This window comes from Micromonospora sicca (genome assembly GCF_003172935.1).
Classification (GTDB): Bacteria; Actinomycetota; Actinomycetes; order Mycobacteriales; family Micromonosporaceae; genus Micromonospora; species Micromonospora sicca.
In genome coordinates this window covers 1-22,934 of record NZ_QGKS01000153.1, presented here as the reverse complement: position 1 = coordinate 22,934, position 22,934 = coordinate 1, and the positions used below count along the sequence as shown (strand labels likewise).

Genomic DNA, 22,934 nt, shown 5'->3' with positions numbered 1-22,934 from the left:
GGGCAACAGGTTCCGCCGGAACCTCCAGCCCCTTCCCGGAACGGGCCAGTACCTCAACGGTGAGCAGCAACGCCACGGCGGGCCATGCGGACACAACCCGGGCCACCGGGTGGGGGTCGGCAACCAGCACGTTGGCGGCCAGGGAAGCGGCTACGCCGACCAGGAACGCCAGCCACGCCGACCAGCGGGAGCGGCGACCATCGTTGAGAGCCAGGGTGGCAACAAGGATCATGCCGTCAACCGATAGCGGGAGCAGGGCCGCCAGTAGCGGGCCCTGTCCGGCCCGGTGGGCTAGTTCCCGCATGTGGTCGTAGCTACCAACGGCAGCGATCACGGTTACTGCCACGGTGCCAGCCATGCTGGCGATACGGCGAGCGTTCATCGGTCACCCGCCAGGGCCTCAGAACGGCACGGGCCACAGTTGCCCCGGGGGCTGCCCCGGTGGCTGGGGCACTGCTCCGCCCTGTCAGCTACCGGCAGAGCGGCCCCACGGCGTTCTACGGGGCCGTACGGGGGTCGCTGCGGGTTGGGGTTGGGGTTCTTGGTTTTCAACCACTGACGCCAGTCTCGCGCGCCGGCGCGGTAGTTCTTCTCTTTGGTCTTCTCAACTTCGGGCGACACGCTACGGGTGTCACCCCCGGGCCCGCCGTTCGTCACCCCCGGACGCTGGTTGTCACCCCCGGACGGGGCCGGCTGTCCCGTCACCAGCCGGTAGACCCGGGTGGCGACGTTCGCCACCTGGCGGACGACCAGGCGGCCGAGCTGAACCAGCTTGGCGAGGGCCCGTTGCACGGTGCGGGTGGAGCACCCGACGTGATCCGCGATGGTCTGGACGGACGGCCAGGCGTCACCTTCCTGGTTCTGGTGGGCAGCGATCACTAGAACCACCATCCGCTCAGTGGGCTTGAGGTCAAGGGTGGCGCGCATCGCAGCCTTGACAGCCTGGCTCATCGGGCACCGCCACGGGCCCGGAAGGTCGCCAGCACGGCGGCAACGTCGGCGGGGGTCAGGGTGTCCCGGCGGGCCCACGTCGCCAGCAGGGCGGCAGCCTCACGGCGGTTACGGGGGCGGAACGGGGTGAGAGCGGCCACGGCGAGCGTGGCGGTGGGGGTTAGGCTGGTTCGCATGTCCGGCTACCTCCGGGCTAGGCCCCGGGGTCAGCGTTGGCGCGCTGCCCGGGGCTGTTTCGTTGTCGCCCTGTCGGGCGTCAACAATCTCCCACGTTTGACCCCAGTTGCGCGTACGACGACCGGTGGGCGTGCCCGCTCGCCCCAGCGGAGAACCGGGTGGACGCGCCGATCGTGGCCGGGGAGCTGACGTACCACGACTGACGCCCCGGCGCGGGCTGGGCGCCGGGGCGTCGTCGACGCGGTCAGCGGGCGGTCGCGCCCGTCGGCGTCAGGTGCATCCGACCCAGCAGTTGCCGTGCCTGGTCGGCCACGTCGGCGTCCACGATCACCGCGTACTGGCCGGCCCGCAACGAACTGGCCGAGGTGAAGTCGCGCTGCCCCCCGGTCATCGCGTGCGCCACCGCGCCGAAGACGGCGCCCCAGATCGCGCCGATGACCAGCCCGACCAGGATCACCGCGACCCAGTTGCCGGCCGTGAAGATGCCGAAGAGCAACCCGATGAAGAGCCCGAACCAGGCGCCGGTCCCGGCGCCCACCAGGGCGGCCCGGCCCGTGGTCATCCGGCCCATCACCGTCTCCACCAGGGTCAGGTTGGTCCCGACGATCGCGCTGCGTTCCACCGGGAACCGGTTGTCGGCCAGGTAGTCCACCACGCGCTGGGCGGACGGATAGTCCGGGTACGAGCCGATCGTCACGGTCGGCGGACCCGGCTCCGGTCCGTGTCCGTCCCCGCTGGGCGCCGCCGGCCGGCCGGCCGGACCGGACGGGAGGTTGTCGCCGCCCGGCATACCGGGTTGCCAGGCCGCGGTCGGAGTCGAGGGTCTGGTCATGAGCATCCTCCTTCGTCAACCGCCCGGGTTCCCACCGCCGTCGGGCGGTAACGCCCGGCCGGCGTCGGATGCCCGCCGGACGCGCCGGTCGGTGGACATGCGCTGGGCGCAGGGCGGATGCCGGGCGTGCGGCATGCCGCCCGTGCACCCGGGTAGACACCGGCGTGGACAGCGGACGGATAGGCGAGCACGGCTTCCTGGCGGACGGGCACAGTGCGGCGCTGGTCGACCGGGCCGGTTCGGTGAACTGGTGGTGCCCGCCGCGCTTCGACGCGCCCTCCGTATTCGGCCGGCTGCTCGACGATCGGGCGGGGCACTGGACGATCCGCCCGGAGGAGGACTTCACCAGTGAACGGTCCTATCTGGACGAGACGCTGGTGCTGCGTACCGTGTTCACCACCCGGACCGGTTCGGTCGCGGTGACCGACACCCTGGCGCTGGAGCCCGGCGCGCGCGGCCACGAGATCGGCCTGCGCTCGCCCCGCGTTCTCGCCCGGCTGGTCGAGGGACTCACCGGCGAGGTCCCCATGCGGATGGAGTACCAGCCCCGCTTCGAGTACGGCCGGGTCAGCGCGTACCTCACCGGATCCGACGACGGACAGATCGACGGCACCGCCGGCGCCTGCCGGTTGAGCCTGCGCGCCAACGTGCCGCTGGACCTCGGCGCCGGCCGGGCCACCGGCCGGTTCACCGCTCGCTCCGGCACCAGCCACCACCTCACACTGGGGTACGCCGAGACCTACGGCCCGGGTCCGCCCGCGCTGCCCGACGCCGATCGGGTGGTGGCCGACGCGGTCGCCGGGTGGCGGTCCTGGGCCGACCTGCATCGCGACCAGTACCGGGGCCGGTACCGGGAGCAGGTGCGGCGCAGCGCGTTGGTGGTGCAGGGCATGACCTACCAGCCCAGCGGGGCGATCGTGGCGGCGGCCACCACGTCGCTGCCCGAGGAGTTGGGCGGCGACCGCAACTACGACTACCGCTACGTCTGGGTCCGCGACTTCAGCTTCACCCTCCAGGCGCTCTGGCGGGCCGCCTGCCCGGACGAGGCGAATCGGCAGTTCAGCTGGGTGTCCCGAGCGATGGGCCGGATCGGCGACGATCCGGTGCCGATCATGTACGGCGTCCACGGCGAGCGGGACCTCACCGAACACCCGCTCGACCACCTTTCCGGGTACGCCGGAAGCCGGCCGGTCTTCGTCGGCAACAACGCCTGGAAGCAGCGGCAGAACGACGTGCTCGGCGAGATCCTCGACGACGCCTGGCTGATGCGGCACTACCTCGACCCGATGACGCCCGACGTACACCACCTGCTGCACGCCCTGGCCGATCAGGCGGTGGTGGACTGGCGCCGGCCGGACGCCGGGATGTGGGAGGCCCGCGACGCCGAGCGGCACTACGTGTCGTCCAAGGTGCAGTGCTGGACCGCGCTGGACCGGGCGGTGCGGTTCGGGCCGCGGATCGGCGACGCCGGGGACGTGGCCCGCTGGGCGGCGGCCCGGGACGAGGTGCGGGAGGTGGTGCTGACCCGCGGCTGGAACGAGCGGCTCGGCGCGTACACCGGGGCCTTCGACTCCGACCAACTGGACGCCTCGGTGCTGCTCATGCCGCTGGTCGGCTTCCTGCCCGCGGACGACCCGCGGATGCGCTCGACCATTGACGTGGTGGAACGCGGGCTCTCCCGGGACGGCCTGCTGCGGCGCTGGAACGACGACCCGGCCGGCTTCGTGATCTGTTCGTTCTGGCTGGTCGGCTGCCTGGCCCAGGCCGGCGAGGTGGACGGGGCGCGTCGGCTCTTCGAGCGGCTCGCCGCCCGGGTCAACGACCTGGGGATCTACGCCGAGCAGGTCGACCAGACCACCGGTGAGCAGCTGGGGAACTTCCCCCAGGCCTTCTCGCACATCGGTCTGATCAACGCGGCGGGCCGGCTCACCGAGGCCGAGGAACGCTTCGGGGCGTCCGCGCGACAAGCCGTGCCGACCGGTGCGGGAACCACGGAGGGAGCACGCAGATGACCGGACGACTCGCCGGGAAGACCGCCCTGATCACCGGCTCGGACTCGGGGATCGGGCAGGCCACCGCCATCGAGTTCGGCCGCGAGGGCGCCGACGTCGTGGTGCACTACCTGCACGACCACGCCGGCGCGAACCACACCAGGGCGGAGATCGAGAAGGCCGGCCGCCGGGCCGTGGTGGTGCAGGGCGACATCAGTGTGGAGCATCAGGTCGAGGCGATGTTCGACGAGGCGCTCGCCGAGTTCGACACCCTGGACGTGCTGATGAACGACGCGGGTGTCGACGCCTCCGGCATTCCGGTGGCGGACCTGGACACCGAGACGTGGGACCGGTGCATCCGCACCAACCTCTACGGGATGTTCTTCTGCTGCCGCCGGTTCGTCCAGCACCGGCGCGACCAGGGCGGCCAGGGGAAGATCATCAACATCACCTCCATCCACCAGGAGGTGGCCCGGGCCGGCGGCGCCGACTACGACGCCAGCAAGGGCGGCATGCTGGAACTGGCCAAGAGCCTGGCCCTGGAGGTGGCGCCCATGCACATGAACGTCAACAACATCGGTCCCGGCATGGTGCTCACCCCGTTCAACCAGCGGGCCATCGACGACCCGCAGTACCTGGAGGAGCAGGTGCAGAGCATCCCGTGGAAGCGGGCCGCGCAGCCGCAGGAGATCGCCAAGCTGGCCGTCTTCCTGGCCAGCGACGACGCCGAGTACGTGACCGGCTCGACGTACTTCATCGACGGCGGCCTGATGCAGAACCAGGGCCAGGGCGCCTGAGCCGGCGCTGCCCGGCCGGCGCGTCGCCGTCCGGGGATCCGGCGCGACAGGTCGGGCGGGGGCGGGGAGGATCGGGGGATGCAGCTCGTGATCACCGCCGACACCCACGTACCGAAGCGGGCCCGGGACCTGCCCCCGCCGCTCTGGGCCGCGATCGACGCGGCCGACGTGGTGCTGCACGCGGGGGACTGGGTGGACGTGTCGCTGCTGGACGCGCTGGCGGCGCGGGCCCGCCGGCTGGTCGCCGTCCACGGCAACAACGACGGCCCCGAGTTGCGGGCCCGGCTGCCCGAGGTGGCCCGGGTGGAGCTCGCCGGGCTGCGGGTGGCGGTGGTGCACGAGACCGGGCCGAAGACCCGGCGGGAGGAACGCTGTGCGGCCCGCTTCCCCGACTGCGACCTGCTGGTCTTCGGGCACTCCCACATCCCGTGGGACAGCGTCGCCCCGGGCGGGTTGCGGCTGCTCAACCCGGGGTCGCCCACCGACCGGCGGGCCCAGCCGTACGCGACCTGGCTGAGCGCGCGGGTGGCGGCGGGGCGGCTCGACCAGGTCGAACTGCACCGCCTGCCCCCGCGCTGACTCACTGCCCGCGCCCGGTCTCCGCCTGGAGCTCGTCGATCCGGCGGGACGCCTCCGCCTTGGTCAGGCCCTCCGGCACCTCCTCGCCGGCCTCCCGGGCGAGGGTGTGCAGGTACGACTCCTGCGCGGCGGTCGGCGGCTCCTCGCCGGTGACCCACTCGTCGGGGTCCTTGATGGCGGCCTGCGGGTTGGGCCTGCCGCTGTCGCGGTCGGTCATCTCGATCACCTCTCTTCGAACGCCTGTGCCAGTACCCCGGGTCCGCGCCGTTCATGCCGCCTCCGCGGGGCCCGCATACGATCACCGGGTGACGGTGGACGGGGCGGGTGTGGTGGTGGTCGGCGCGGGCATCGCCGGGGTGGCCTGCGCCGCCGAGCTGGTCCGGGCCGGCATCCCGGTGGAGGTCCGCGAGCGGGCCCGGGTGACCGGCGGCCGGATGGCCAGCCAGCGCTTCGACGGCCGCCCCGCCGACCTCGGCGCCGCCTACTTCACCGTCGACCACTCCGATTTCGCGGCGGTGGCGGAGGAGTGGCGGTCCGCCGGGCTGGCCCGGGAGTGGACCGACACCCTGGTCGCGTACGGGCCGGAGGGTCGCCGGGAGCTGCCGGGCGGCCCCACGCGCTGGGCCGCCCCGCGCGGGCTGCGCTCGCTGGTCGAGCACCTGGCCCGGGACCTGCCCGTGGTGCACGACCGGCTGGTGCTGACGGTCGAGCCCGGGCCGCGGGTCGACGGCCGGTCCTGCGCCGCGGTCGCGCTGGCCATGCCGGGTCCGCAGGCGGCCCTGCTGCTCGATCCCGCGCTCGGCGCGGCGACCCGCGCGGTCACCGGCCAGCGCTGGTCGCCGACGCTGAGCGGCGTCTTGCGCTTCCCGGCCCGCCGCTGGCCCGACTTCCGCGCCGCGTTCGTCAACGGGCATCCGGTGCTCAGTCTGGTCTGCGACGACGGGGACCGGCGGGGGGACGGCGCGCCGGTGCTGGTCGCGCACACCACCCCCGAGTTCGCCTCGGGTCACCTGTCGCAGCCCACCGCCGCCGGCCCCGCCATCGAGCAGGCGGTCCGGGACCTGTTCGGCCTCCCGGAACCGGCCGAGCTGGTGCACGTGCACCGCTGGACGTACGCGAAGCCCGCCACGGGCGGGGACGGGACGTTCCACCTCGACGACGACGGGATCGGCATCGCCGGCGACGCGTTCGGCAGGCCCCGGGTACAGAGCGCCTGGCTCTCCGGCCGGGACCTCGGCCGGGCGCTGGTCGACCGGCTGCTCGGCCCGCCCGGCTGATCGGCGCCCACCCTCGCCCGATCGTCCCTCGCTCGGCGTGGCGCCCGGCGCCGGCCCGGTCGCCCGGCGCGGCCGGCCAGCCCTCGGCCGACCCCCGCTCAGCTTCGGGCGCCGCCCAGCGCCGGCTCCTCCGCGCGTCCCCGCTCCGGGTGCTCCTGCGTCCGCTCGCCGGCCCGGTCGAGCAGCTGCATGACCGGGGTGGCCGCGATCCCGTGCACCACCACCGAGACGATCACCACCAGGCCGACGGTGGCCCAGATCAGCTCCGCCTGCGGGAAGTCCGTCCTGCTGGTGGCGTACGCCAGGTAGTAGAACGAGCCGACGCCGCGGATGCCGAACAGCGCGATCACCCAGTGCTCGGCCGGCCGACCGGGCGCCCCGCGCAGGGACAGCCAGCCGGCCAGCGGCCGGACCACGAAGACCAGCGCCAGCCCGACCAGCGCCGCCGGCCAGGTCAGCGGGGCGAGCAGCCCGCCGATCACCGCGCCGCCGAAGAGCAGCAGCAGCATGACGGTCAGCAACCGCTCGATCTGCTCGGCGAAGTCGTGCAGCACCGAGTGGAACTCGTGGGTCCGCTCCGCCGCCCGGATCGCCCGGGCCGCCACGAAGACCGCCACGAAGCCGTACCCGCCGACCACCTCCACCAGCCCGTACGCCAGGAAGGTGGCGGCCAGCGCGAGGAAGCCCTCGGCGTGCCGGGCCAGCCGCAGCTCGCTCGGCGCCCGGAAGAAGAGCTTGCCGAGCAGCCAGCCGATGAGCAGCCCACCCCCGACGCCGACGGCGAGCTTGTAGAGCACGTCGACGGTGAGCCAGTGCGCCAGCCAGTCCGCCGGGGCGAGGCTGGTGGTGGCGATGGCGATGGCGGCGTACACGAACGGGAAGGCCAGGCCGTCGTTTAGCCCCGCCTCCGAGGTCAGCGCGAAGCGCACCTCGTCCTCGGAGTCCTCCACGTCGGTCGGCTCGCCCACCTGCACGTCCGCGGCGAGCACCGGGTCGGTGGGGGCGAGCGCCGCGCCGAGCAGGAGCGCCGCCGCCGGCGCCAGGCCCACCCACCACCAGCCCAGCAGCGCCACCGTCGCGATGCACAGCGGCATGGCGATGGCCAGCAGTCGCCAGGTCGACGACCAGCGGGCCCAGCTCAGCGGCCGGTCGATCTTCAACCCGGCACCCATCAGTGCCACGATCACGCCGATCTCGGTGAGATGCGTGGTGAGTTCGGGCCAACGCAGCGGGTCCGGCGTGGGCAGCCCGGTCGGAAGCAGGAAGACCAGCATGCCGAGGCCGAGGAAGGCGATCGGCATGGAGAGCGGGCGCCGCTCCAGCACGCGCGGCAGGATCCCTGCCAGCAGCGCGCCCACACCCACCAGCGCGAGCGCGACGTCCACGGGTTCCACGGCACCACCTTCCCGCCGCCCGCGACGCGGGCAGGTGGTGACCAGTGCCCCGTACTCCCGTCCGCTATGCCTCGATGTCCGCTTGTTCCGGGTGGGGCCGGTCACCCTGCCCGGGATCCGCCCCACCCAGGGGCGCCCGGCGACGGCGCCGGCGGGTCAGCCGAGGGTGGCGATGGCGCTGTCGGCGAGGCCGTCGAGAAGGGCCGCCGGGTCGTCGTAGACCGCCACCGCGCCCGCGCCGGCCAGCTCGCCCCGACTGGTCCCGCCGCAGGTCAGGCCGATGCACGGGATGTCCAGCTTGCCGGCCGCCACGACGTCCCAGACCGAGTCGCCGACGAACACCACCCGCTCCGCCGTGAGCCCCGACTGCTCCAGCGCGGCGACCAGGATGTCCGGCGCCGGCTTGCTCTGCTGCGCGTCGGCGGAGGAGGTGACCGTGTCGACGGCGTCGTCGGCGTCCAGCGCGGCCCGCAGCGCGGCCACCTCGCGCTCAGCCGCCGACGTCGCCAGAACCACCCGCAGCCCGCGGGCGGCGCAGGCCCGGAGCAGGTCGGCGGCCCCGGGCAGCGGGGTGAGCCGCTCCCAGTACTCGCCGAAGAAGCCGTCGTGGGCGGCCCGCAGCCTGCCGTCGTCGTCCCGGTCGCGTTCCGGCCCCAGCAGGTGGTCGAGGAGCTTGTCGGAGCCCATGCCGATCGACCGGTGGATCAGCGCCATGGGGACCTGGTGATCGGCCTGGCGCAGCGCCTCCCACCAGCTCACGGTGTGCAGATAGGTGGTGTCGACGAGGGTGCCGTCCACGTCGAGGAGGACGCCGCGGCGGTTGTCGGTAGGCATGTCTCCCCTTCTACCCGCCCCGGCGCGCGCCGACGCGACTCATCCGGCCGGAATGAGGATCTCGAACCAGACGGTCGAGCCGCGCACCGTCGGGTCGGTGCCCCAGGCGTCGCTCAGCTCCTCGATCAGGCCCAGACCCCGTCCCCGGCTGCTCAGCGTGTCGGTCTGCGTGCGGGTCACCGTGCCCCGGGTGCCCGAGTCGGCGACCGACACCAGCAGCCGTTCGGCGCTCAGGTCGATCTCCACCCGGGCGGCGGTGCCGGCGTGCAGCAACGCGTTGGTGGTCAGCTCGCTGGTGCAGAGCACCGCCGCGCCCACCACCGCCTCCGGCACCCGCCACTCGGTGAGCTGCGCCGTCATCCAGTGCCGTACCCGGCCCGGCGCGGTCGGCTCGGCCGGGACCTCCATGCTGACCGACCGGCTCGGCTTGACCGCGTGCTCCACCGCCAGCACCGCGACGTCGTCCTCGGTGGCCCCGGGGACCGCGGCGGTGGCCGCCGCGCACAGCGCCCGGGGGTCGCCGCTGCCGGCCGCGGTCACCGCGCCGGCCAGCTCGTCCAGCCCGGCCGTCAGGTCCTGCCAGCGCCGCTCGACCACCCCGTCGCTGAACAGCAGCAGGGTGTCTCCGGGTCGGAACGGCACGGTGGCCGTCCGGGGCCGGCAGCCGAGACCCAGCGGAGCGCCGGGCGGCACGTCGACGTACTCGGCGAAGGGCTCGCCCGCCGCCGAGCAGCGCCGGATCAACGGCGCGGGATGGCCCGCGCTGGCCAGCGTGATCCGCTCCCGGTCCGGCTCGACCACCCCGAAGACCACGGTGACGAAGAGCTCCTGCGTCCCGCCCTCGGCGCCCAGGCTGGACACCAGCCGGTCCAACCCGGCTAGCACCGCGTCGGGACGGGGATCGCTGAGGGCGAGCGCCCGCAGGGCCGCCCGCACCTGCCCCATCCGCGCGGCCGCCTGCACGTCGTGCCCGGCCACGTCACCGAGGACCACGCCCAGCGCGCCGGTGGGCAGCACGAAGGCGTCGTAGAAGTCACCGCCGGCGGCGTTGCCGTCGACCCCGGGGGCGTACCGGGCGGCGATGCGCAGCCGGGGCAGGTCGGGCAGCTGCTCCGGCAGCATGCTGCGCTGCAGCAGCTGGGCGGTGCCGTGCTGGGTCTCGAACCGGCGGGCCCGCTCTGCCGCCTGACCCACCAGCTCGGCGGAGGCGATCAGCAGCGCCCGCTCCGCCGCGGACCAGGTGTGCGGGGTCTGGTAGCCGACCGCCAGGGCGCCCCGGACCACCGAGGAGCGCAGCGGCAGGGCGGCCAACGCCCGGATCTTCTGGTCGTGCCGGTCCACCGCGGTCTCCCGCAGCGGATGGCCGTCGCTGACGTAGCAGGGCACCCCGCTGCGGGCGGTCGCCGCGACCGGGCCGGGCGACTCGGCCGGGGCGCGCCGCCACAGCGGCGGGAGCCGCTCGTCTGCCTCGTCCAGCAGCTCACCGCGGGTCCGCCGGACCATCCGCCAGGTCCCGCCCTCGTCGACCGCGAAGGCGACCCGGTCGGCGTCGAACGAGTTGATGGCGTACCGGAGGGTGACCCGGGCGACGTCGTCGAGGGTGAGGGTGCCGGAGAGGGCGGCGGCGAAGTCGCTCAGGCTCTGCAACTGCTGGGTGAGCTGGGTGGTCTGCGCGGCGACGGTGAGCACGCCGATGATCTGGCCGCTGCTGTCGCGCACCGGGGAGTGGCCGCGGGTGAACACCGCCGGCTCGCCGCCGCCGACCAGATGCCGGTCGGCCGGCAGCACCGCCTCCCGCTCGAGGAAGGACTCGCCGTGCCGGTACGCCCGTTCGAGCACCTCCCCGGCGCCCGGCTCGGACCAGACGTCCGCGAAGACCTCCGCGGCCGGCCGCCCGAGCGCCTCCGGGTGCCGGGCGCCGATCAGCTCGGCGTACCCGTCGTTGTAGAGCAGCACCAGGTCGTCCCCGTAGAGCAGGGCCATCGGGACGGGCGAGGCGAGGACCAGATCGACCACGGCCCGTACCGCCGGGTCCCACTGCTCGGGCGCGCCGAGGGACGTGCCGGCCCAGGGATGGGCGAGCACGGCGGCCGCCGCGCCGGAGCCGCCGGCGGCCGGCTCCCCGGGCCCTCGCGGGACGGGGGCTGATGGCGTGGGGATCCGCCTGACCGTGCCTGGCATGACCGCAGCCTATCCGGAGCGTGACGCGGACGTTCCGATCACGCGCGGGAGAGGGTCTCCGGTGCGCGCCGGTCCGGCCGTTACGCCAGGTCAGGGCCTCTCTGGTGGGATATGTCGGGAAAATCCCGGCCGGTGGCGCGGCGTGCCACACGAACGACCGGGTATGCGGACGTCGCAGTTCACGCGACAGGAGGGACATCATGCCGAAAACCCTCGCGGCCGGGCAGGCCGACATTGGCGACGCCGTGGCCGACATGTGGAGGTCGGTGCTGCTCTTCATCCCGAGGGCCATCGCGTTCATCGTGATCCTCGTGGTGGGTTGGCTCATCGCCCGGGCCGTCCTCAAGATCGTGGACACCGTGCTGGAACGGGTGGGCTTCGACCGCTGGGTCGAACGGGGCGGCGTCAAACGGGCGCTCGAGCGAACCAAGTACGACGCGAGTGACATCCTGGCCAAACTGGCCTACTACGCCGTCCTGCTGTTCACCCTGCAGTTCGCGTTCGGCGTGTGGGGGCCGAACGCGATCAGCGACCTGATCCGGGGCGTGGTCGCCTGGCTGCCGCGAGCCTTCGTGGCGATCGTCATCGTGGTGATCGCGGCCGCCATCGCCAACGCGGTCCGGGACCTGATCACCGGCGCATTGGGCGGGCTCTCGTACGGCAAGATCCTGGCCGACCTGGCGGCGATCTTCATCCTGGCGCTCGGCGTGATCGCCGCGCTGAACCAGGTGGGCATCGCCACCACGGTGACCACGCCGGTGCTGATCGCGGTGCTCGCCACGGCGGCCGGCATCCTGATCGTCGGCGTCGGCGGTGGTCTGGTGAGGCCGATGCAGAACCGCTGGGACGGCTGGCTGAACCGGATCGAGCAGGAATCCCGCGCGGTCCGGGAGCAGCGCCAGGCGCAGGGTGCCGGGCGCAGCGACTACGAGCGGCAGATGGCCGACCGGAGCGCCGCAGAGCGTACCCAGGCGATGTCCGGCGCCCGGGGCGGGCAGGGCGACGAGACCCAGCAGTTCCAACGTCCGGGCGGCTGAGCCGACCGGTGGCAGGGGGGAGAGGGTGTCCGCGGGGCGATCGCGGGCACCTTCCCTCGGTTCAGGCCAGGTGCCGCGGGTCCAGCGCGCGGGCCAGGGCGCACACCGCCAGCAGGCGGGTGTGCAGCCAGTCCGGTGCCGACCAGTCGGTCGGTTCGCCGGACGGCTGCCAGCCGTGCTCGATCGCGGCGGCGCGGACGCCCTCGGCGTACCCGGCAAGCGCGGCGACCGTGAGCGGCCGGCGGTCGCCGTCCAGACTGTCCCGGACGGCGGCGGCGTGCTGGTCGACCAGGGCGAGCAGCCCGGGGCGGGCGGCGGCCGCGGCCAGCCCGGCGGTGCCGACGGAGGCGGTCAGCGCGATGAGGGCGGACCGCGCGGAGCCGGCGGCGGAACGGGTCGCGACCCGGTTGTTCGGCACACGCATGGAAACCGAGGCTAATCACGCCGTGACCGGGGCGGCCTCGGCCGACCGGATGAGTGCCGGTCGGCCGGGACGGTGTCCGCCATCCTCCGGGGGGATTGACCCGGCCGGGACCGGGCAGAAGGGAAACCGCGCGAACCGGCGCGGGCGACCTCACGGAGGAACGGAATGGGACAACACGCCGACGGACCCGACGAGCGGCACCGCCGCCCGGCCGGCGTGAGCGACGGCACGGTCGAGGCCCTGGGGAAGCTCAGTGAGGCCCTGGAGACCGTCGAACGGGCCCGTGGCCACCTCTACGCGCTGCACCAGCTCATCGGCCATGCCGACCTGATGCTGGACGACGCGGTGGAGCTGTTCCGGGCCGCCGGCCACGCCGACGTCGCCGACCGGATCGGCCGGGACCTGCTCGGCCGGAACGTGATCGCCGGGCGCTGGACCTTCCAGATCGTCGAGGACTTCGACGACGGCTATTACGCCCTGTTCCGGGAGCTGGACCGCCAAGCCCGCGACGAGCTGGTCGACGGCCGACGACACCTGTACGAGGCGGAGATGAAGGAGCGGCGCCGCACCCGGGGGCGACCGGGGCACGAGGCGCGCCCCGGCGCGGAGGGCTAGTCCGAGGAGGGGGCGCCTGCCGGACGGCGCCGGCCGGCGTCGTCCGCGATGATCACCGTGGCCACCATCAGCGCGACGCAGAGGCTGAACAGCCAGGAGTCGTCGGAGACCAGTTTCGCGGCGACGGGTGCCTGGACGGCGGCGAGCAGGAAGCCGAGCCAGGCCAGGCGACGCTGACGTGGGGTGAGGAAGCCGGAGCCCTGTTGCATCCCGAAAGTCTTACGCGGCACCCCGGCGTTGCCGTCACCCGTTCGGCCGATTCTGGATGACCTGTCCGGTTTCTCGACCGTCCGGGCCTCACTTTTTGTCGTTTCGGGGGAGTCGCGCCCGGGCGGTGGCGCGCTGGGCTCCGGGCCGCGGCCACCCGCCACCGGAGCCCCGCCCACCTCACATGCTGTCGGGGCCGGTCCGCCCGGTCGTCGAGGGCCGGTACGCCCGGTCCGCGTCCGTCATCTCCCGGCGCTCCGCCTCCGGGCCGGCGCCGCGGTCCACCGCCTCGGGACCGTGCCCGAACGCGGCCTCCTCACCGGCGTCGTTGCCGGTGGCGTCGTCGGCCTGCCCGTCGAGCGTGGAACGGGCGATCGCCCGGTCCAGTTCGCGCAGCGGGGTCCGGTCCTCGTCGCGCCACACGTGGCTGTCGTTGTCGGTCATTCCCCAGCGGTACCCGGGTGCGGTGATCGCAAACGGCCGTGGCCGACAACCCGATCGCGGGCGGCCGGGCGCACACGGCGATGGCCGCCGGAGCACCGGCGGCCATCGGAGTCGTCAGGTTCGGGGGTCAGGGGATCAGGGCGTCGGCCGGTCGACCTTGCCGCGCCAGGCGCCGGTCTCCTGACCGCGCCGCTCGATGAACTGCTTGAACCGCGCCAGATCGCCCTTGGCCCGGCGGTCGACCACCCCCAGCTTGTCGCCGGCCTGCTCGACCACGCCGTGCGGCTCGAAGTCCATCTGCAGGGTGACCCGGGTGTTGCCCTCGTCGAGCCGGTGGAACGTCACCACCCCGGCCTGCTGGGTGCCGCCGGTGGACTTCCAGGCGACCCGCTCGTCCGGCAACTGCTCGGTGATCTCGGCGTCGAACTCCCGCTTCACCCCGGCGATCTCCACCGTCCAGTGGGTCAAGGTGTCGGAGAGCTGCCGCACCTCCTGGACACCCTCCATGAAGTGGGGGAACTCCTCGAACTGGGTCCACTGGTCGTAGGCGGTCCGGATCGGGACCGAGACGTCCACGTGCTCGATAACGCCGCTCATGAATCCTCCTCTGCCCGCCGGTGAGTCTCCGGATCGTGGGCCGATCCGGTCACCAGCGCGTTGTCTCGTTCTTGTGCCCGAGTGCGGCCCACACCTCGGAAATCGTCTGGTAACGGATGCCCTCGGGAAGCCCCTCCAGCGCGGCGATGATGTCCGCCGGCGCCGCGTTCTCCTGGGCGTTGGCGATCAGCGTCGCCCGGTCGCCCGGCAGCGCCGTCATGGTGATGAACCGGCCGAGACGGCTGCGCCCCTCCACGTCGTCCATGCTCATACCCTGCGGGTTGCCGCCGCGGCTCGCGCCGGCCGTCACCGTCTTCGGCTCCGGCTGGTCCTCGCCCGCCGGCTCCGGCTGGCGGGACTCCTCGACGCGCGAGCCACCGGCCCCCGGCCCCTGCACGAGGCCGCTGACCTCCTGACTCATGTTGTCGTCGACCCTCGGCGAGTGCTTGCTGCTGCCACGTTCCATGCCTTCAGACATGCCCGAGCCGGCCCCCGGTAAACCGGGGCCGGGGAGCCGGTCATTCGGTCACGAATCGGCGGGCGCCCGGGGCGGCAGGACCGGCTCGCCCGGGTCCCCGCCGCCCGCCTGCAGCACCCGGCCACGCTGCAGCTCCGCATTGACCTGTACGCCGAGCAGCAGCGCGCAGTTGGACAGGTACAGCCAGACCAGGAAGGCGATGACGGCGCCGAGGCTGCCGTAGGTCACGTCGTACGAGCCGAAGTTGGCGACGTAGAGGCCGAAACCGAACGACGCGACCACCCAGGCGAGCAGGGCGAGCGCCCCGCCCGGGGTGAGCCAGCGGAACCGGGGCTGCTGGACGTTCGGCGCGATCCAGAACATCAGGGAGAGCAGGGTCATCACCACCAGGGCCAGCACCGGCCACTTGGCGACGCTCCACACCGTCCGGGCCAGCCCGCCGGCGTGCAGCCGGTCGCCCACCGCGTCGGTGACCGGCCCGCTGACGATCAGGCCGGTGGCGACGATCGCCAACAGGACCAGCGACACCCCGGCCAGGCCGATCTGCAGCGGGCGCAGCCGGTAGAACGGGCGGCCCTCCTCGACCCCGTAGACGGCGTTGGAGGCCCGGGTGAACGCCCCGATGAAGCCCGACGCCGACCAGAGCGCGCCGAGCAGACCGAAGCTCAGCAGCACCTTCGCCGAGCCCTGCTGCTCGACCACGCCGCGTACCACGTCGACGAAGCCGTCGTTGCCGACCACCGACCCGGCGCCGATCTCCCGGGCCAGGTCGATCACCGTGTCCACGGTGCGCTCGCCGTCGGAGACCAGCCCCACCAGCGCGACCACCACGATGGTGGCGGGGAACAACGCCAGCACGCCGTAGTAGGTGAGCGCCGCCGCCCAGTCGGCGCAGTTGTCCTTGACGAAGTTCCGCCCGCTGCGGACCAGCACCCCGCGCCAGGTGGCCCAGCTCAGCTGGCGCATCCGGCGGGGGATCCGGGCCGGCTGCCGACCGCCGACCGCCGGTTCCGTCGTCGCTGCCATGACCGCTCCCTGTGTTCCGCCGCCCGGGCGCACGCCCGTACGTGGTGGCCCGGGCGGTACCCCGCCGGGGAAATCGACAAACCGGTGCCGTTTGCCGTCGGGCGGTGCGGGAACTCCATTGGGTAACCCATCGAGACGGAGGAGGACGAGATGCCCGGGCGCGAAGTACTGCCCAGCACGCTGCGGCGCTCCCCGGAGAAGGCCCAGCGGACGTGGGAGAAGACGCACGACTCGGCGGTGGAGACCTACGGCGAGGGGCAGCGGGCGCACCGCACCGCGTTCGCCGCGGTGAAGCACGAGTTCGAGAAGGTCGGCGACCACTGGGAGCCGAAGGGCCGCAAGGGCCCCAGCGACCAGCAGGCAGCCGGGGGCGGCCCCGCGCGGCGGGCACCGACGGCCGCCGGCGTGGACGCGAATGCGCCCAAGGAGCACCTGATGGAGGTCGCCAAGAAGCTGGACGTGCCGGGCCGGTCCCGGATGACCAAGCCGGAGCTGGTCAAGGCGATCCAGAAGGCGAACGACAAGCAGACCCGTGAGGCGCGCGCCCGCCGCTGACAGTCCGACCATTGGAGCCCGGGACCAGCGGTCCCGGGCTCCCGTCGTCCCGTCGTCACCAGTGGCCGCCGCCCGGCGCCTCGATGTGCACGGTCTTCACCGTGCTGAACTCGTCGAGGAGCTCCGGGCCGTACCCGAAGCCCTGTCCGCTGCCCCGGCGCGGCTGCGCGGCGCCGCCCGGCGCGCCGCCGAAGACCGAGTTCACCTTGACCGTGCCGACCGGCAGCTCCCGCCAGGCCCGCTGGGCGTGACTCATCGACCCGGTGAGCACCGTCGCCGCCAGGCCGTACGGCGAGTCGGCGGCGCAGCGCAGCCCCTCCGTGAACGAGTCGACCACGATCACCGGGGCGACCGGCCCGAACGTTTCCTCGCGGACCAGCGTCATCTCGTGCCGGCAGTCGGCCACCACCGTCGCCGGGTAGAACGCCCCCGGCCCGTCCGGCACCGTCCCGCCGGTACGCACCCGCGCCCCCTCCGCAGTCGCCGCGGTGACCTGCCCGTGCACGTGGTCCCGATGCCGCCGGTCCACCAGCGGCCCGAGCTGCGTCCCCGGGTCGCGGCCCGGGCCCATGGTCAGCGCCTCCGCGCGTTGCGTCAGCGCGTCGACGAAGTCCTCCGCCACCTCCCGGTGCACGTAGATCCGTTCCACCGCCACGCAGATCTGCCCGGCGTTGGCGAAACAGCCGAGCGCCGCCTGCTCGGCCGCCCAGACCGGGTCGACGTCGCTGTCCACCACGAGCGCGTCGCTGCCGCCGTTCTCCAGCAGCACCTTCGCGCCGGTGCGGGCCCCGGCGGCGGCGATCTGCCGGCCGGTGGCGGTGGAACCGACGTGGGCCACCACGTCCACCGCCTGCCCGGCCAGCGCCGCACCCACCTCACCACCGCCGGTCAGCAGGGAGAGCGCACCCGCCGGCAGCGCCGAATCGAGGGCCTTCGCCAGCAGCCAGCCGGTGGCCGGGGTGCGCTCGCTCGGCTTGTAGAGCACCACGTTGCCGGTGACCAGGGCCGCGCCGAGCAGCCCGCAGGAGACCGCCACCGGGTCGTTCCAGGGGGTGATCGCGGCGACCACGCCGTGCGGCTCGGGAGCCATGAAGTCGATGGACGACTGCCCGCCGTGCAGCGTCCGGCCGCCGCGCACCGGCGCCAGCTCCGCGTACTGTCGCAGCGTGCCGATCCCCGCCGCCACCCCGCCGCGCGCGTCGTCCAGCGGCTTGCCCATCTCCGCCGTCGTCGCCTGCGCCAGCTCCTCCGCGGCGGCCTCCACCGCGTCCGCGGCCCGGTGCAGCGCCGCCGCCCGGTCCGCCGGGGCGGTCCCCGCCCACTCCGTCGCCGTCTCCTGGGCGGCCTCGACCGCCTTGGCCACCTCGTCCGCCGTCGCCACCGGCACGGTGGTCACCGGGGAGCCGTCGGCCGGATCGTGGACGACCAGTTCCCCTCCCGCGCCACCCGCGCCCCACACTCCACCGATGAGCTGCGCAACCGTGTACATGCGGCAGTGGATGCCCCGGCCCTGGCAAGGCAAACGCGTTTCGCCCGGTAACCGTCCGGGTAGGCGGGTCGGATGACCACGACCGCCACGCCGAGCGCGGACGCCGTCGTCGTCGGCGCCGGCCACAACGGCCTGGTGGCCGCGAACCTGCTGGCCGACGCGGGTTGGGACGTCCTGGTGCTGGAGGCGACGCAGACCCCCGGCGGGGCCATTCGCTCCGCCGAGGTGACCGCCCCGGGCTACCTCAGCGACCTCTACAGCTCGTTCTATCCGCTCGGGTACGCCTCGCCGGTGCTGCGCGGGCTGGACCTCGGCCGGTACGGGCTGACCTGGACGCACGCCCCCGACGTGCTGGCCCACCTGCTGCCCGACGGGCGGGCCGCGGTGGTCAACCGGGATCTCGACGTCACCGCCGCCTCGCTGGAGGCGTTCGCCCCGGGCGACGGGGACCGCTGGCGGCAGGCGTACGCCGACTGGTGCGAGGTGGCCGAGCCGATGCTCGACACCATCACCACGCCGTTCCCGCCGGTGCGCGGCGGGCTCACCCTGCTGCGCCGGCTCCGGGTCTCGGGTGCGCTGCGGCTGGCCCGCCGCCTGGTCGTGCCGGTCCGCAAGCTCGGCGACGAACTCTTCGACGGCGACGGCGGGCGGGCGCTGCTGGCCGGCTGCGCCCTGCACACCGACCTCGCCCCAGAGGAGGCCGGCTCCGGCGTGTACGGCTGGTTGCTGACCATGCTCGGCCAGCAGGTCGGCTGGCCGGTGCCGGTCGGCGGGTCCCAGAAGATCACCGACGCGCTGGTGGCCCGGCTGGTCGAGCGGGGCGGCCGGATCGACTACGGCGCCCGCGTCGACCGGGTGCTCACCGCCCGCGGCCGGGCCATGGGCGTGCGTACCGCCGGCGGCGCCACCTGGCGGGCCCGGAAGGCGGTGCTGGCCGACGTCCCCGCCCCGGCGCTCTTCCTGGACCTGGTCGGCGCGGCGGCGCTGCCGCCCCGGCTCGTGGAGGACCTGGCCCACTTCAAGTGGGACGGCTCCATCCTCAAGGTGGACTGGGCGCTCTCCGCACCGGTGCCGTGGAAGAACCGGACGGTGGCCACCGCCGGCACCGTGCACCTCGGCGCCGACCTGGATGGCCTGACCACCTACTCGGCCGCGCTCGCCCGGGGCGAGGTGCCCCGCGACCCGTTCCTGCTGGTCGGGCAGATGTCGCTGGCCGACCCGACCCATTCCCCGCCCGGAACGGAGTCGCTCTGGTCGTACACCCACCTGCCGTTCCGGCGACAGTGGCGCGCCGAGGAGATCACCGGACACGCCGAGCGGATGGAGGAGGTGCTGGAGGAGGCCGCGCCCGGCTTCCGGTCGCTGATCGTGGGGCGGCACGTGGCCGGCCCGGCCGACCTGGAGCAGGGCGACCCGAGCCTGGTCGGCGGCGCGATCGGCGGCGGCACCGCGGCCGCGTACCAGCAGCTCTTCCTCCGCCCGATCCCCGGCCTGGGACGGGCGGACACCCCGGTGGACCGGCTCTTCCTGGCCAGTTCGTCGGCCCACCCGGGCGGCGGCGTGCACGGCGCGCCCGGCGCGAACGCGGCCCGGGCCGCGCTGGCCCGCGACCGCGCGCTCACCGGTGAGCTGTACGCCGGGATGATCGGCGCCGCGCACCGGGCGGTCTACCGCTGAGGGGGCGACCCCGTCCCGGCAAGCGGGGCGGGGTCGGCTGGGAACTCCTGCTCAGCCCTGGATGTTGCGGTGCCGGGAGCGCAGCTTGAACGGCATCAGCGCGCTCTCGATCTTGGTGGCGGTGGTCATCTTCGAGGCGCCCTCGCGGCGCTCCTCGAAGCGGATCGGCACCTCCAGGATGGTGTGCCCCAGCTTGGTGGCGAGGTAGTGCATCTCGACCTGGAAGCTGTAGCCGTTGGACTGGACCCGGTCCAGCCCGATGTCGCGCAGGGCGTCGGCACGCCAGATCTTGAAGCCGGCGGTGAGGTCACGGATCCGCACCCGCAGCAGCGTGTGCACGTACAGGTTGGCCCAACCGCTCAGCGCCCGCCGGTAGAGCGGCCAGTTCTCGTCCAGCTGCCCGCCGGGCACGTAGCGGGAGCCGATCACCACGCCGGCCTGGGTGGAGAGCAGCGCGCCGAGCATGCCCGGCAGCGCCTCCGGCGGGTGGGAGAGGTCCGCGTCCATCTGCGCCACGTACTCGGCGCCGCCGTCCAGCGCGCGACCGATCCCGTCCACGTACGCCCGGCCGAGCCCCTCCTTGCCCGCGCGGTGCACCACCTGTACGCGGTCCGGGTGCTCGATGGCCAGCTTGTCCGCCACCTCACCGGTCCCGTCCGGGGAGTTGTCGTCCGCGACCAGCACCTTCAGCCCCGGCAGCGGCAGGGCGAGGAGCCGCTCGACCAGCACCGGGAGGTTCCCCGCCTCGTTGTAGGTGGGAACGACGACGGTCAGGCGTGCGTCCCGCCACGGAGCGGGCAACTGCACGGGTTCGATCATCACGGACATCCTCGGTCGGCCGACAGTGTTCACGTGAGAGGATAGCCAGTAGTCTCCGCCCGGTCCGCACAGACGCCCGCCTGGAAGGCGGCGCAGCGTCGTCACGCCGGTCGGTCAGCGTAACCGGCGGGCCAGCCCGGTGGCCGCCATGACCAGCCCGCCCAGCGCGAGGACCGAAGCCGTCCGCTTGTGCGTGCTCACCCAGAGTGTGGCCGAGTGCCGGCGGGACCGGCCGGTGAAGACTCCCTCCGCGCCCCAGTCCTGCTTGTCGTCGCCGGGCCGGTCCAGGTTGTCCCGCCACTCGGCCGGGTCGATGGGGGTGTCGGTCTGCTGGCTGTCGTACCCGCTGCGGGCCAGCTGCCGGTCGAGCAGGCCGGGGAAGAGGATGTTGGCCAGCCGGGCCCGCCAGGTCGGGCCGCCCACGTTCAGCTCGCGCGGGCCGTGGTCCGCGGCCCAGACCACCGCGCGGGCGGCCACCTCCGGCGCGAAGATCGGCGGGACCGGCTGCGGGTGCCGGGGCAACCGGGTGCGTACCCAGGAGAACTGCGGGGTGTTCACCGCCGGCAGCTGCACCATGCACAGCCGTACGCCGGGGCAGTCGTGCAGCAGCTCCGCCCGGAGCGAGTCGTTGAACCCCTGCACCGCGTGCTTGCTGGCGCAGTACGCCGACTGCAGCGGGATGCCGCGGTAGGCCAGGGCGGAACCGACCTGCACGATGGCGCCGCGGCCGTGCGGCCGCATGTGCCGCAGCGCGGCCAGCGTGCCGTGCACGGTGCCGAGGTAGTTCACCTCGGTGACCCGGCGGAACTCGGCCGCCGTGATCTCCCAGGTCGGGGCGAAGACCGACACCATCGCGTCGTTGATCCAGACGTCCAGGCCGTCGAAGTGGTGCACCACGTCGTCCGCGGCCCGCTGCACCGCGCCCGCGTCGGCCACGTCGACCTGATGCGTCCGGACGTCGGCGGCGCCGAGCCGGCGGCAGTCCCGCTCGGCGGCGGCCAGGCCGGCCCCGCCCCGGGCGATCAGCCCCAACCGGGCGCCCCGGGCCGCGTACGTCCGGGCGATCGCTCGGCCCACCCCGGCGCTCGCCCCGGTGATGACCACCCGCTGCGTCATCGGTCGGACTTCTGCCGGGTGGCGATGTCGGAGAGCCGGTTCAACGTCTCCTTGTTGCGCTGGTGCAGCACCAGGTCGTTCAGCTTGTTGCGCACCCAGCGCAGCGGCCCGGCGGCGAAGTCCTCGCCGATCCGGACCCGGGTGGCGCCGTCGCCCACCGGATCGAGGGTGAACACCACCGTCGCCTCGCCGGCCGGCCAGAGCCCCGCCTTGATGACGAGCTTGCGCGGCGGCTCGCAGACCAGCACGGTGGAGGAGTCCTGCAGGGAGAACGGCCACGGCCCCGACCGGTGGTGCAACCGGCTGCCGACCCGGGGCCAGGTGTCCTCCACGTTTCGCACGTGCGCGGTGCCGACCACCCAGTCGCTGTACGTCCACCCGTCGGCCAGCACGTCGAAGACCTGCTGCGGGGACGCGTCGATCACTTTCTCCACAATCGCCACCGCAATCCCATACCCCCGCCCGGTCCGCCGCTAACGCGGCCGCCGGGTTAGCTTCTCGGCGGCGGCGGGTAACGCCGCACCGGACGGCGGAGTGGTGCGACGGACCCCCCGGGCGCCGGGGTGCCGGTGGAGTCGGCTCCGCCGAAGATGATGTTTACTCCTCGGGGGGTCGGGAACCCGCCCGCCGTGCGAGGGGACCACGAGCGGGATCAGTGCAGGTCAGCCCGGGTTGACCCGGGTCCTGGCCGGTTCCCGCCGGGGCTCTTCGACGCGGTGCTGCTGGACCGGGACGGCACGCTCGTCGAGGACGTGCCCTACAACGGCGACCCGGAGAAGGTCCGTCCCGTGCCGGATGCCCGGGAGGCCCTGGACCGGCTGCGGGCCGCCGGCTTGCGGCTGGCCGTGGTGACCAACCAGTCGGGGCTGGCCCGGGGCCTGTTCACCCACGACGAGCTGCGCCGGGTGAACACGCGGGTGGAGGAACTGCTGGGGCCCTTCGACGCCTGGCAGATCTGCCCGCACGGCGAGCGGGACGGCTGCGCCTGCCGCAAGCCCGCGCCGGGTCTGGTGCACGCCGCCGCCCGCGCGCTGGGCACCAGCCCGACCCGGTGCGTCATGGTGGGTGACATCGGCGCCGACATGGACGCCGCCGCGGCGGCCGGCGCCGCGGGGATCATGGTCCCCACCCCGGCCACCCGACCGGCCGAGGTGGCCTCGGCGCCCACGGTCGTCGGCGACCTGCCCGCGGCGGTGGCGCAGATCCTGGACCGGATCGGCCTGGTGGCCCCAACCGCGCCGGCCCGGCGGCGGGGCACGGTGCTGGTGGTACGCAGCGACGCCGCCGGCGACGTGCTGGTCACCGGCCCCGGCATCCGCGCCGTCGCCGCCGGCGCCGACCGGGTGGTCCTGCTCTGCGGCCCCCGCGGCCGGGCCGCCGCCCACCTGCTCCCCGGCGTCGACGACATCATCGAATGGCCGCTGCCCTGGATCGACG

28 protein-coding genes are annotated in these 22,934 nt (G+C 73.9%); 10 read left to right on the top strand and 18 right to left on the bottom strand.

What is annotated here, in order from left to right:
* From DKT69_RS07620 to DKT69_RS07610, 3 genes are all read right to left on the bottom strand, one after another.
* A partial coding sequence (locus tag DKT69_RS07620) for a DUF2637 domain-containing protein (RefSeq protein ID WP_146231000.1) occupies positions 1-382 on the bottom strand: 382 nt, incomplete at its 3' end.
* Positions 379-951: a helix-turn-helix domain-containing protein gene (locus tag DKT69_RS07615; protein ID WP_109800866.1), complete on the bottom strand. Its 573-nt coding sequence runs from the start codon at positions 949-951 to the stop codon at positions 379-381. The genes DKT69_RS07620 and DKT69_RS07615, both read right to left, overlap by 4 nt.
* A complete protein-coding gene (locus DKT69_RS07610; protein WP_109800865.1) occupies positions 948-1,127 on the bottom strand; it encodes a hypothetical protein in 180 nt (59 codons plus the stop codon). The genes DKT69_RS07615 and DKT69_RS07610 overlap by 4 nt, the downstream gene beginning before the upstream one ends.
* 36 nt (positions 1,128-1,163) lie before the next feature.
* On the opposite strand from DKT69_RS07610, the gene DKT69_RS40985 reads away from it, so the two are divergent.
* The gene (locus tag DKT69_RS40985; RefSeq protein ID WP_109800864.1) at positions 1,164-1,331 is read left to right on the top strand and encodes a DUF1684 domain-containing protein; all 168 of its coding nucleotides are present in this window, start codon (positions 1,164-1,166) and stop codon (positions 1,329-1,331) included.
* 41 nt (positions 1,332-1,372) lie between these two features.
* Here DKT69_RS40985 and DKT69_RS07600 read toward each other — a convergent pair whose 3' ends face one another.
* A complete protein-coding gene (locus DKT69_RS07600; protein ID WP_109800863.1) occupies positions 1,373-1,960 on the bottom strand; it encodes a general stress protein in 588 nt (195 codons plus the stop codon).
* A gap of 164 nt (positions 1,961-2,124) precedes the next feature.
* Between DKT69_RS07600 and DKT69_RS07595 the strand changes: the two genes are divergently transcribed.
* The 3 genes from DKT69_RS07595 (at position 2,125) to DKT69_RS07585 (ending at position 5,327) form a co-directional block, all read left to right on the top strand.
* Entirely contained in the window at positions 2,125-3,972 is a 1,848-nt protein-coding gene (locus DKT69_RS07595; RefSeq protein WP_201749532.1) for a glycoside hydrolase family 15 protein, read from the top strand.
* Complete coding sequence (locus DKT69_RS07590) at positions 3,969-4,748, top strand: glucose 1-dehydrogenase (RefSeq protein ID WP_109800861.1); 780 nt, start codon at positions 3,969-3,971, stop codon at positions 4,746-4,748. The genes DKT69_RS07595 and DKT69_RS07590 overlap by 4 nt, the downstream gene beginning before the upstream one ends.
* A gap of 78 nt (positions 4,749-4,826) precedes the next feature.
* Complete coding sequence (locus tag DKT69_RS07585) at positions 4,827-5,327, top strand: metallophosphoesterase family protein (protein ID WP_109800860.1); 501 nt, start codon at positions 4,827-4,829, stop codon at positions 5,325-5,327.
* A 1-nt stretch (position 5,328) separates the two neighbouring features.
* Here the strand turns inward: DKT69_RS07585 and DKT69_RS07580 are convergent, their stop codons facing one another.
* Positions 5,329-5,544: a DUF3072 domain-containing protein gene (locus tag DKT69_RS07580; RefSeq protein ID WP_109800868.1), complete on the bottom strand. Its 216-nt coding sequence runs from the start codon at positions 5,542-5,544 to the stop codon at positions 5,329-5,331.
* A gap of 109 nt (positions 5,545-5,653) precedes the next feature.
* On the opposite strand from DKT69_RS07580, the gene DKT69_RS07575 reads away from it, so the two are divergent.
* Positions 5,654-6,604, top strand: a complete 951-nt coding sequence (locus DKT69_RS07575; RefSeq protein ID WP_109800867.1) for an NAD(P)/FAD-dependent oxidoreductase — start codon at positions 5,654-5,656, stop codon at positions 6,602-6,604.
* 98 nt (positions 6,605-6,702) lie between these two features.
* On the opposite strand, the gene DKT69_RS07570 is transcribed toward DKT69_RS07575, so the two are convergent.
* The 3 genes from DKT69_RS07570 to DKT69_RS07560 all read right to left on the bottom strand — a co-directional run bounded on the left by DKT69_RS07570 (position 6,703) and on the right by DKT69_RS07560 (position 11,013).
* Entirely contained in the window at positions 6,703-7,998 is a 1,296-nt protein-coding gene (locus DKT69_RS07570; RefSeq protein WP_109800859.1) for a cation:proton antiporter, read from the bottom strand.
* A 156-nt stretch (positions 7,999-8,154) separates the two neighbouring features.
* A complete protein-coding gene (locus DKT69_RS07565) occupies positions 8,155-8,832 on the bottom strand; it encodes an HAD family hydrolase (RefSeq protein ID WP_109800858.1) in 678 nt (225 codons plus the stop codon).
* 39 nt (positions 8,833-8,871) lie between these two features.
* Positions 8,872-11,013, bottom strand: coding sequence for a SpoIIE family protein phosphatase (locus DKT69_RS07560; RefSeq protein ID WP_109800857.1), 2,142 nt, complete (start codon positions 11,011-11,013; stop codon positions 8,872-8,874).
* Between the two features lie 200 nt (positions 11,014-11,213).
* Between DKT69_RS07560 and DKT69_RS07555 the strand changes: the two genes are divergently transcribed.
* The gene (locus tag DKT69_RS07555; RefSeq protein ID WP_109800856.1) at positions 11,214-12,050 is read left to right on the top strand and encodes a mechanosensitive ion channel family protein; all 837 of its coding nucleotides are present in this window, start codon (positions 11,214-11,216) and stop codon (positions 12,048-12,050) included.
* A 61-nt stretch (positions 12,051-12,111) separates the two neighbouring features.
* Here the strand turns inward: DKT69_RS07555 and DKT69_RS07550 are convergent, their stop codons facing one another.
* On the bottom strand, positions 12,112-12,474 hold the full coding sequence (locus DKT69_RS07550; protein ID WP_109800855.1) for a DUF6401 family natural product biosynthesis protein: 363 nt from the start codon (positions 12,472-12,474) through the stop codon (positions 12,112-12,114).
* Positions 12,475-12,639: 165 nt separating this feature from the next.
* Here DKT69_RS07550 and DKT69_RS07545 point away from each other — a divergent pair, with 165 nt between their 5' ends.
* Positions 12,640-13,089: a hypothetical protein gene (locus DKT69_RS07545; protein ID WP_109800854.1), complete on the top strand. Its 450-nt coding sequence runs from the start codon at positions 12,640-12,642 to the stop codon at positions 13,087-13,089.
* On the opposite strand, the gene DKT69_RS07540 is transcribed toward DKT69_RS07545, so the two are convergent.
* The 5 genes from DKT69_RS07540 to DKT69_RS07520 form a co-directional block, all read right to left on the bottom strand.
* A complete protein-coding gene (locus DKT69_RS07540) occupies positions 13,086-13,298 on the bottom strand; it encodes a hypothetical protein (protein ID WP_109800853.1) in 213 nt (70 codons plus the stop codon). The two genes, DKT69_RS07545 and DKT69_RS07540, sit on opposite strands and share 4 nt — an antisense overlap.
* 178 nt (positions 13,299-13,476) lie before the next feature.
* On the bottom strand, positions 13,477-13,740 hold the full coding sequence (locus DKT69_RS07535; RefSeq protein ID WP_109800852.1) for a hypothetical protein: 264 nt from the start codon (positions 13,738-13,740) through the stop codon (positions 13,477-13,479).
* Positions 13,741-13,875: 135 nt separating this feature from the next.
* Positions 13,876-14,337, bottom strand: coding sequence for an SRPBCC family protein (locus DKT69_RS07530; RefSeq protein WP_109800851.1), 462 nt, complete (start codon positions 14,335-14,337; stop codon positions 13,876-13,878).
* Between the two features lie 49 nt (positions 14,338-14,386).
* A complete protein-coding gene (locus DKT69_RS07525; protein WP_109800850.1) occupies positions 14,387-14,803 on the bottom strand; it encodes a DUF2795 domain-containing protein in 417 nt (138 codons plus the stop codon).
* Between the two features lie 60 nt (positions 14,804-14,863).
* Positions 14,864-15,841, bottom strand: a complete 978-nt coding sequence (locus DKT69_RS07520) for a YihY/virulence factor BrkB family protein (protein WP_109800849.1) — start codon at positions 15,839-15,841, stop codon at positions 14,864-14,866.
* Between the two features lie 150 nt (positions 15,842-15,991).
* Between DKT69_RS07520 and DKT69_RS07515 the strand changes: the two genes are divergently transcribed.
* Positions 15,992-16,396, top strand: coding sequence for a ChaB family protein (locus tag DKT69_RS07515; RefSeq protein ID WP_109800848.1), 405 nt, complete (start codon positions 15,992-15,994; stop codon positions 16,394-16,396).
* Positions 16,397-16,451: 55 nt separating this feature from the next.
* On the opposite strand, the gene DKT69_RS07510 is transcribed toward DKT69_RS07515, so the two are convergent.
* Complete coding sequence (locus DKT69_RS07510) at positions 16,452-17,885, bottom strand: aldehyde dehydrogenase family protein (protein ID WP_109800847.1); 1,434 nt, start codon at positions 17,883-17,885, stop codon at positions 16,452-16,454.
* A 72-nt stretch (positions 17,886-17,957) separates the two neighbouring features.
* Here DKT69_RS07510 and DKT69_RS07505 point away from each other — a divergent pair, with 72 nt between their 5' ends.
* On the top strand, positions 17,958-19,562 hold the full coding sequence (locus DKT69_RS07505; protein ID WP_109800846.1) for a phytoene desaturase family protein: 1,605 nt from the start codon (positions 17,958-17,960) through the stop codon (positions 19,560-19,562).
* 51 nt (positions 19,563-19,613) lie between these two features.
* Here DKT69_RS07505 and DKT69_RS07500 read toward each other — a convergent pair whose 3' ends face one another.
* From DKT69_RS07500 to DKT69_RS07490, 3 genes are all read right to left on the bottom strand, one after another.
* Positions 19,614-20,381 (bottom strand): polyprenol monophosphomannose synthase, encoded by a 768-nt coding sequence (locus DKT69_RS07500; RefSeq protein WP_109800845.1) that lies wholly within the window; start codon positions 20,379-20,381, stop codon positions 19,614-19,616.
* Between the two features lie 114 nt (positions 20,382-20,495).
* A complete protein-coding gene (locus DKT69_RS07495) occupies positions 20,496-21,497 on the bottom strand; it encodes an SDR family oxidoreductase (RefSeq protein ID WP_109800844.1) in 1,002 nt (333 codons plus the stop codon).
* Positions 21,494-21,931, bottom strand: coding sequence for an SRPBCC family protein (locus tag DKT69_RS07490; protein ID WP_368666227.1), 438 nt, complete (start codon positions 21,929-21,931; stop codon positions 21,494-21,496). The genes DKT69_RS07495 and DKT69_RS07490 overlap by 4 nt, the downstream gene beginning before the upstream one ends.
* Positions 21,932-22,126: 195 nt before the next feature.
* On the opposite strand from DKT69_RS07490, the gene DKT69_RS07485 reads away from it, so the two are divergent.
* A partial coding sequence (locus DKT69_RS07485) for a D-glycero-alpha-D-manno-heptose-1,7-bisphosphate 7-phosphatase (protein ID WP_146230999.1) occupies positions 22,127-22,934 on the top strand: 808 nt, incomplete at its 3' end.

Coding starts and splice junctions, on each gene's coding strand:
- DKT69_RS07610 (WP_109800865.1), bottom strand. CDS start 1,127: ATGCGAACCAGCCTAACCCCCACCGCCACGCTCGCCGTGGCCGCTCTC.
- DKT69_RS07555 (WP_109800856.1), top strand. CDS start 11,214: ATGCCGAAAACCCTCGCGGCCGGGCAGGCCGACATTGGCGACGCCGTG.
- DKT69_RS07550 (WP_109800855.1), bottom strand. CDS start 12,474: ATGCGTGTGCCGAACAACCGGGTCGCGACCCGTTCCGCCGCCGGCTCC.
- DKT69_RS07530 (WP_109800851.1), bottom strand. CDS start 14,337: ATGAGCGGCGTTATCGAGCACGTGGACGTCTCGGTCCCGATCCGGACC.
- DKT69_RS07495 (WP_109800844.1), bottom strand. CDS start 21,497: ATGACGCAGCGGGTGGTCATCACCGGGGCGAGCGCCGGGGTGGGCCGA.
- DKT69_RS07565 (WP_109800858.1), bottom strand. CDS start 8,832: ATGCCTACCGACAACCGCCGCGGCGTCCTCCTCGACGTGGACGGCACC.
- DKT69_RS07590 (WP_109800861.1), top strand. CDS start 3,969: ATGACCGGACGACTCGCCGGGAAGACCGCCCTGATCACCGGCTCGGAC.
- DKT69_RS07600 (WP_109800863.1), bottom strand. CDS start 1,960: ATGACCAGACCCTCGACTCCGACCGCGGCCTGGCAACCCGGTATGCCG.
- DKT69_RS07535 (WP_109800852.1), bottom strand. CDS start 13,740: ATGACCGACAACGACAGCCACGTGTGGCGCGACGAGGACCGGACCCCG.
- DKT69_RS07515 (WP_109800848.1), top strand. CDS start 15,992: ATGCCCGGGCGCGAAGTACTGCCCAGCACGCTGCGGCGCTCCCCGGAG.
- DKT69_RS07500 (WP_109800845.1), bottom strand. CDS start 20,381: ATGATCGAACCCGTGCAGTTGCCCGCTCCGTGGCGGGACGCACGCCTG.
- DKT69_RS07585 (WP_109800860.1), top strand. CDS start 4,827: ATGCAGCTCGTGATCACCGCCGACACCCACGTACCGAAGCGGGCCCGG.
- DKT69_RS07510 (WP_109800847.1), bottom strand. CDS start 17,885: ATGTACACGGTTGCGCAGCTCATCGGTGGAGTGTGGGGCGCGGGTGGC.
- DKT69_RS07525 (WP_109800850.1), bottom strand. CDS start 14,803: ATGGAACGTGGCAGCAGCAAGCACTCGCCGAGGGTCGACGACAACATG.
- DKT69_RS07580 (WP_109800868.1), bottom strand. CDS start 5,544: ATGACCGACCGCGACAGCGGCAGGCCCAACCCGCAGGCCGCCATCAAG.
- DKT69_RS07505 (WP_109800846.1), top strand. CDS start 17,958: ATGACCACGACCGCCACGCCGAGCGCGGACGCCGTCGTCGTCGGCGCC.
- DKT69_RS07560 (WP_109800857.1), bottom strand. CDS start 11,013: ATGCCAGGCACGGTCAGGCGGATCCCCACGCCATCAGCCCCCGTCCCG.
- DKT69_RS07520 (WP_109800849.1), bottom strand. CDS start 15,841: ATGGCAGCGACGACGGAACCGGCGGTCGGCGGTCGGCAGCCGGCCCGG.
- DKT69_RS07540 (WP_109800853.1), bottom strand. CDS start 13,298: ATGCAACAGGGCTCCGGCTTCCTCACCCCACGTCAGCGTCGCCTGGCC.
- DKT69_RS07545 (WP_109800854.1), top strand. CDS start 12,640: ATGGGACAACACGCCGACGGACCCGACGAGCGGCACCGCCGCCCGGCC.
- DKT69_RS07615 (WP_109800866.1), bottom strand. CDS start 951: ATGAGCCAGGCTGTCAAGGCTGCGATGCGCGCCACCCTTGACCTCAAG.